Source organism: Candidatus Tiamatella incendiivivens (genome assembly GCA_015522635.1).
Classification (GTDB): Archaea; Thermoproteota; Thermoprotei_A; order Sulfolobales; family Acidilobaceae; genus Tiamatella; species Tiamatella incendiivivens.
In genome coordinates this window covers 1-6658 of record WALW01000018.1, presented here as the reverse complement: position 1 = coordinate 6658, position 6658 = coordinate 1, and the positions used below count along the sequence as shown (strand labels likewise).

Sequence of the window (6658 nt, the reverse complement as noted above, 5' to 3'; positions counted from 1 at the left end):
GAATGCTACTTTGAAGCTTTTGGCAAAGGAAGAGGTCGTGGAAACCTTCCAGTTAATAGGGTATCTTCCAGGCAAATACTATGGGACTCCTAGGGATGAGCAAATCATTCTAATTACTCATACTGACGGCCCATCGATATCTCAAGAAAATGGCGCTCTTGGACTCCTTGGAATAGTTGCATATTTCTCACATATACCACAAAATCAACGGCCCAGAACTTTAATGATATTCCTTGATTCCAGGCATTATATGCCGGGTAAAGAACAACAGTGGGCTTCAGTCGATTGGTTTACAAAGCATCCAGAAGCTAGGGAACACATTGTTGGCTTAATAGCAATGGAACATCTTGGACAGGTCGAGTACCATGAAGTAGGAGATACTTACGAGCCTACAGGATTAGTAGAACCTTCTTTCCTTTGGACACAGAATAATCAAAAGCTAATTGATATGGCAATAAAAGCAGTTAAAGACAATCATTGGCCAAGAGTGCAGGTTCAATGTGTTGACAGACCAGGTATTCACGGGGGATCGCAAGGTATATGGTATGGTATGGGTAAAATCGCTAGAACATGGCATATACCTGCTTTCGCTATGATGGGGACACAGGGAGCCTATTGGGCAACTTCGGCTAAAATTGACAAGTTTGATAAGCACCTATTCTATATTGAAGTTGCTACTATGACGCAATTAACAGGGGAACTAATGCTCGGTAATCTTTCAGAAATTTGGCCAGTAACAACTAGTTCAACCGTCTCACCTAAGCCTACTACAACCACATCGTCAACGCTCACAACAACCACTGTAGCCACATCACCCTCCACCTCACAACCTCAGTCTACCACCTCTACTTTAACAGAAACTCACCCCTCTAAAACTTCAAAGCTAACCCTAGGGATAGAAGTAACTGTTATAATATTGATTGTTCTGGTAGCCCTTTATATAGCTAGACGGCGCATATGATTTTTAAATCTACTTTTTAAAAACTTAACCTCTGGACTCTACAAGCCCAAGACTTATAAGCTCATGCTTCTCTAGGAGATGTTTATATTTTTCTTTATTATTTAAAGCAATATGCTATATATTAGGGAGTTGTTTATGTGATTAATGTCTTCCATGCTTTATAATATAGGATAGCTGACACTCCCACTAGAACGGATGCGCCAATGAATATGCCTGCATAGTTCATGTACTTGAAAATTATTCCAGATAAGATTGAACCTATAATTGTGCCTGTTCCTATCGACGCGTTAAGTTGGCCGAGTAGGAAGTCCTTTTCACCTCTCTCGCTCATTGAGATTACTAGTGTTGATAGTGATGTGGTTATATAAGCCCATGTAATTCCAGTGAATGTGAACATTGTTCCAATGGTGAGTATGTTAATGATTTTCATTGTATGCAGATAGATAAGTGGAAGAGGAATTAGGAAAATAGGTATCCTTATGGTTGTTGAAAGAACTAAAGGTTTCCAGGCGTAAATTGATTTATGGAATTGTCTATGTATAGCAGCATAGCTTGTTGACGAAATGCTAGCCGAGTATAAATATATGACGAATATCTCTTTATCCGTGAAACCCAAATTCCTAAGGAACGCAGGGACTGGCGTGAAGAAAACTGATATGCCGGTGAATAATACGCTAGTGGAAAGTAGCATTAAAGGCAGCTTTCGCGCTAGTTTCATTTTAGCCATTCTAATAAGGTCTCCTATAAGCTTTCTTGTGCTATATATGATTTTGGGTGTGAAGAGTATGGATGGTAGAGGTCTTATCCTGCCTGTGAAGTGAGGTATAAATGATATATACATTAATCTTCTAGGTTCTATAACAGCATATTTCCTAGGTATAAGCAGGGCTATCGGTATTAAGGAACAGGTGATAATAGATGTTAATTTCAATATTCCATGTATCCCTATTACCGGCTCTAATATCCCTCCCATTAGATAGCCTGTTATTAAGCCTATACTAGATAACAAGTTGTATCTCGCTACTGCCACGACATCCTTTCCGGTATAATCAATTAGTATCGTTGTAAGGAGAGGGGAGAAGACTGCGGATGATACTCCAACTAAAACTGTGCCTGTAATCACTACTGCTGTGCTATTAGATGATATTAGAATTAAACCGGCAAATAAACAGGATAGGGAAAAGATTATGATGTTCCTCCTCGAAAGCCTGCCGAAGAAAAGCCTCGTCCAACTCAAACTCATAATAGTAAAAAAGATGTTATAGAGAGTAACTGCTAGGGATAAGGTAACAGTGGACCTCGTTAGATCCAAAACTCTAAGAGAACCTTCAAGGTTAGCTATAGATACAGCCATTGATGAAATCGTTATGATAAGGTAGATGGATAGTGATGAATCCGATGGATCACTGCTCTTAACCAACCCGCATCCTCCGTTTCTGGGGCAAGCTTATCGAAGCTTAATTAAACTGTGTTGAATTATATGTGTATACATGCAGGAATAATGGAATTCGAAGTGACTGACTATGTAAGTATTTACGATAGGCATGTAGTTATGCAAGGTGGTCAATCACGGATGTAGATAAATCGCTTAATGAGCGGTTAAGGGAGATTGTGTTTGACACTAAGGATGGAGTTGGGTTAACCTTATACGTTATGCCTAAATCGAATAGAAGTTATCTCGAGTTCAAGGAAGGAGAAATTTTATTCCATTCCTCTGCTTCCTGTAAGAATCACGGTGTTAATAGGGATTTATTGAAGTGGCTGTCGAGAAATATTGGTAGCAAGCCGGTTATCATAAAAGGCTGGTCTGATAGGAGAAAGATACTCTCATTTAATGGAATTGGTAAAGAGAAGCTTATCACTAGCCTAGTAAAAGTACTCAAAAGAGCGGGTAAACAATGAAGAGCAACAAATTCATTGCACTTGAAACAACCTTATTCGTTATCCTCATACTGATCCTAGTATATTTTAACACAGTACAGAAAGGAATCACTCCAAACTCTGAAACCTCGTCCTATACAAACCGGAAACCACCCCCTAGAACAGCATGGAAAACAAGTGCAGCTACTGGTAGCATGAATAATTTCCGTAGTCAAATCAGATTTAAAGACGCTTGTAAGTTCCTCAAGTTACAAGAAGTAGATAATCTAGGACTACTTGCTGCATCCAACGAGGCAGGCCACGAGTCCCAAGTAATATACCTGTTACACGATAACTACCTAGCCATAAGAGCCTTAGAGATATGTGGGGCGACGTCTTTAGCGGAGAAGATAAATGAGAACCTAGGAACATTCAAATATACTAGTGATTCTAGATATAATATACTATTTGGAAAACCTTATAATCATAGTATTCCAAGGACGTGGTATAACATAATTCTAAGAACTATTCCTGTGAACGGAACTAACTACACTTTGATGACGAGTGTTGAAAACGAGAGTGGAGTTTTATCCAACTGGATTTATTATGCCGATTGGCTAGCATTGAAAGGAATCGACTCTTTATGGAAAGGAAATGAAGAATATTCTCTTGTACTATATTCAAGACTTTTGGAAATGTGGACGGATACGGATTCCCAGACGAATCCTATCACAGTCATAACCATACATATGACGTCTATAAAGTTGCACTAGCCATATACTATTATAGGACTCTAAAGCAGAATGGTTTGGATCCCACCAATATATACTTAGATAACTGGCTGCACCTCATAAAAATAGCTCAAAGTCCTGGTGGAGGATTCTTTACAGATTACAATGTGACAAATGGTCAAATAGTATTCGGATCCGGCGTCAATGTGGAGACTACTTCGCTAGTTGTAATAGCTCTTGCTTTTACACCTCCAACTAACATTACTCGCTAGCAAAACCATTTCCATTAGTCATACGCATCAAAGCAAAAGGGTGTTCCGTAGAGTCTTCTAGGTAGAATATAGGTTATCTCCAAGTTGTACTTGATATTTTATATCTACCATATACCTATACCCCATCCATACAGGGTTTCTAGGTTGAATAGCAAGTGGTTATTGCTTGATTTGAGGAAGAGGCTCTACATTTATGCCGCCATCATTATGGTTCTGGCTTTCCTGGTCGGCTTAGAGTATAGTTTCTCAAGGTTTACGTTGAGAGTTATCGGCTGGCTTTCAGTTTTCATTATGCTTTACCCTATGTTGACAGGTCTCGCTGTTGAGAAGGTTATCGGTGCAGTTAAGCGTCCCTGGCTTATAGCTTTAACATTAACCTATGCTTTCTTCGTAGCATCTATCACTGCCTACTTCATCTCTCACACTATTCTCAAAGGATACCCTGACCTTGCATTCGCTCTCGCTATGGTTGGGGCTATACCCTGTTCTAACATGCTTATAGGATGGACTGGTATAGCTGGTGCCAGCGTCGAAGACGCCCTCGTTGTCGCAGTGTTAGGGTTACTGCTGATACCTTTAGTTTCACCTATTCTACTATCAATCGTTGGAGGAGTCTTCATAGAGTTTAACGCCCTTAATCTGGGCTTACTATTATTGATGTATATTCTAGTCCCACTATTCTTAGGGTTCCTCACTAGGAGGTACCTCGAGAGACGCCTAGGGAAGAAGGGTTTCATGGAGGTAAAGAAGTACCTCCCAGGAGTCTCAGCCACGGGAGTCTTATTAATAGTGTTTATTGCTACTGCAAGGGTATCAAGGCTAATAGTTACTCATCCTGAGATACTTTTCTTAGTTATAGCCGGATTATTCTCATACTATATCATTCAAACTCTAATCGCTTTAGTCACCATTAGAGTTTTGAGGCTGGAGTATGAGTATGCTGTAATACTCTTATTAGCCAGTGTAGCTAGTAGCCAAGCAATATCACTGTCTGTTGCAGCATCAATCTTCCCTTCATTGACGGTTTTCGCATTATCCATGAAGCCCTTACTTCAAGTTCTCTACATATTATTCCTATTGTATGATGTTGCTCCAAACATGGTGAAAAGGGGGCAGGACTCAAGCGTGGCCATTGAGTTATATGTGGGGATCTAGTAATTTCGAGTAGAACATTAACATGGCTGCTTTATTGTATAGTAATGGTTATGTGAAGCATTCAGACCCATAGTAGGTGGAAAGAAGGGGGTATACGAAGACTATTATACTTAGTTTTAGAACTTCTACGATGTATAAGAGGATTTGGTGTTCAATATTGAATAGAGTTATTTCTGTTATTATTATAATGCTATTACTTTTTGCAGTCCTGCCTTACCAGTGGGGCCCAGTAAACGCGGTTGCTAACGATGCAGTAGGAGGACAAGGTCTGAATATGACTATTACCGCAACTCTCTATAGTGATGGCTATGTTAGAGTTAAAGGATCAATCCCAGCAAGGAATGGAGAGGCAACACCGTCTTTCCGGGTATTGTATAATTACACATTCTACCAGGATAAAACAATCAAGGATGAATCGATCTTTCAAAACGGAACACAGACACAGGCTACAGGCTCCAATGAATACATGGAAGTTAACCTGACTGGTATAAGAAATAACGGAAACCTGACTGGATTAATGAATCTAACTCAAATATTCCACCGTGAAGGTAAGGGCTGTACCAGGATGTTAATGAAATACAATGTTGCCTATGAACAGTATAACTGGACGCTGAAAGCACACTTTGACATACATACTAATGACACGTCCATTGAAAACAGTTTAAAGAACATTACAGCACTCCAATTCTTACCATCCAGGGACGCGGAAATAGTTAGCTTCAACCATAGTCTTTCAAATGGGGAATACTTTATAGATTTAACAGCGATAATACCCTACGGGACGACAGCACAATACACACCCTATATGTCTAACTACTTAAGTATACTATTTCTAATAAGCCAGAATAGAACCCTAGAAATAAACAACTACGCATACATCTCATCAACAGGAATAATGAAGATGAAGCAACACATAGTCTATAAAGGCGGCTTCACTGATCACCTTGAATCCTATATAAAAGGAATGAAGCAATCATTCCAACTTCACGCATCAGCATCAGGTAATGGAACCATGGAATCGAACGAAAAAGCCCTAATCAATACACTCGAAGAACTCGCAAGTAACTTTGAGGTTAAAGACGGAACGAGTTATACCCAACTAATAACTCCAAACAAGAACATAATCACTACCCCATTAATCAGAGGGAAAGGGGTAAATGACCCTGTCAAAACATTAGTAGCACTAAGAAACATACTCCTATCACTAGCAAAAACAGGAAAAGCAGGATTCAACACAACCCAGGTACTAAACCAGGAAATAACACTCAAACCAGGAGACCAGGCTATAAGAAAAATACAGCCAAACCAAACCATACTAGGAGACCTAGAAAACATCAAAGTAAACCCAGAGACACCGAGAAACAATAATATAATAATAGGAGGAACAGCAGCAATAATAGCCCTAATCGTAATAATAGCAATATACCTAGTAAGAAAACCAGGTAACCCTTAAAAATCACTTTTAAAATCCGGTAGAACAGGAAACAAATATTAGGAAGCGGCCGTCGTCTAGCCTGGACTAGGACACCGGCCTCCCAAGCCGGGGGTCCCGGGTTCAAATCCCGGCGGCCGCACCATTACAGGTGCCATTCCGCTATTAGTAACACCTAATGTATTATGATGCGTCTGCCTCCGTGACTGGAAAACAGAGGCGAAGCTTCTCTCAAAATCGGATAGTT

Annotated in this window: 7 protein-coding genes and 1 tRNA gene; 7 read left to right on the top strand and 1 reads right to left on the bottom strand. The window is 39.9% G+C overall.

Going from position 1 to position 6658, the window contains the following annotated elements; translation table 11 throughout:
- The coding region (locus tag F7B60_03335; protein ID MCE4614544.1) for a hypothetical protein at positions 1 to 961 on the top strand (961 nt) is incomplete at its 5' end.
- 133 nt (positions 962 to 1094) lie between these two features.
- Here F7B60_03335 and F7B60_03330 read toward each other — a convergent pair.
- Entirely contained in the window at positions 1095 to 2381 is a 1287-nt protein-coding gene (locus F7B60_03330) for an MFS transporter (protein ID MCE4614543.1), read from the bottom strand.
- Between the two features lie 191 nt (positions 2382 to 2572).
- Between F7B60_03330 and F7B60_03325 the strand changes: the two genes are divergently transcribed.
- From F7B60_03325 to F7B60_03300, 6 genes are all read left to right on the top strand, one after another.
- Complete coding sequence (locus F7B60_03325; protein MCE4614542.1) at positions 2573 to 2863, top strand: hypothetical protein; 291 nt, start codon at positions 2573 to 2575, stop codon at positions 2861 to 2863.
- Positions 2860 to 3594: a hypothetical protein gene (locus tag F7B60_03320; protein ID MCE4614541.1), complete on the top strand. Its 735-nt coding sequence runs from the start codon at positions 2860 to 2862 to the stop codon at positions 3592 to 3594. Before F7B60_03325 ends, F7B60_03320 begins: the two co-directional genes overlap by 4 nt.
- A gap of 35 nt (positions 3595 to 3629) precedes the next feature.
- Entirely contained in the window at positions 3630 to 3824 is a 195-nt protein-coding gene (locus F7B60_03315; protein ID MCE4614540.1) for a hypothetical protein, read from the top strand.
- Positions 3825 to 3968: 144 nt separating this feature from the next.
- A complete protein-coding gene (locus tag F7B60_03310; protein MCE4614539.1) occupies positions 3969 to 4979 on the top strand; it encodes a hypothetical protein in 1011 nt (336 codons plus the stop codon).
- Positions 4980 to 5136: 157 nt separating this feature from the next.
- Positions 5137 to 6432, top strand: coding sequence for a hypothetical protein (locus F7B60_03305; protein MCE4614538.1), 1296 nt, complete (start codon positions 5137 to 5139; stop codon positions 6430 to 6432).
- Positions 6433 to 6477: 45 nt separating this feature from the next.
- Positions 6478 to 6556 (top strand) — tRNA-Gly (locus F7B60_03300).
- Positions 6557 to 6658: the final 102 nt, after the last annotated feature.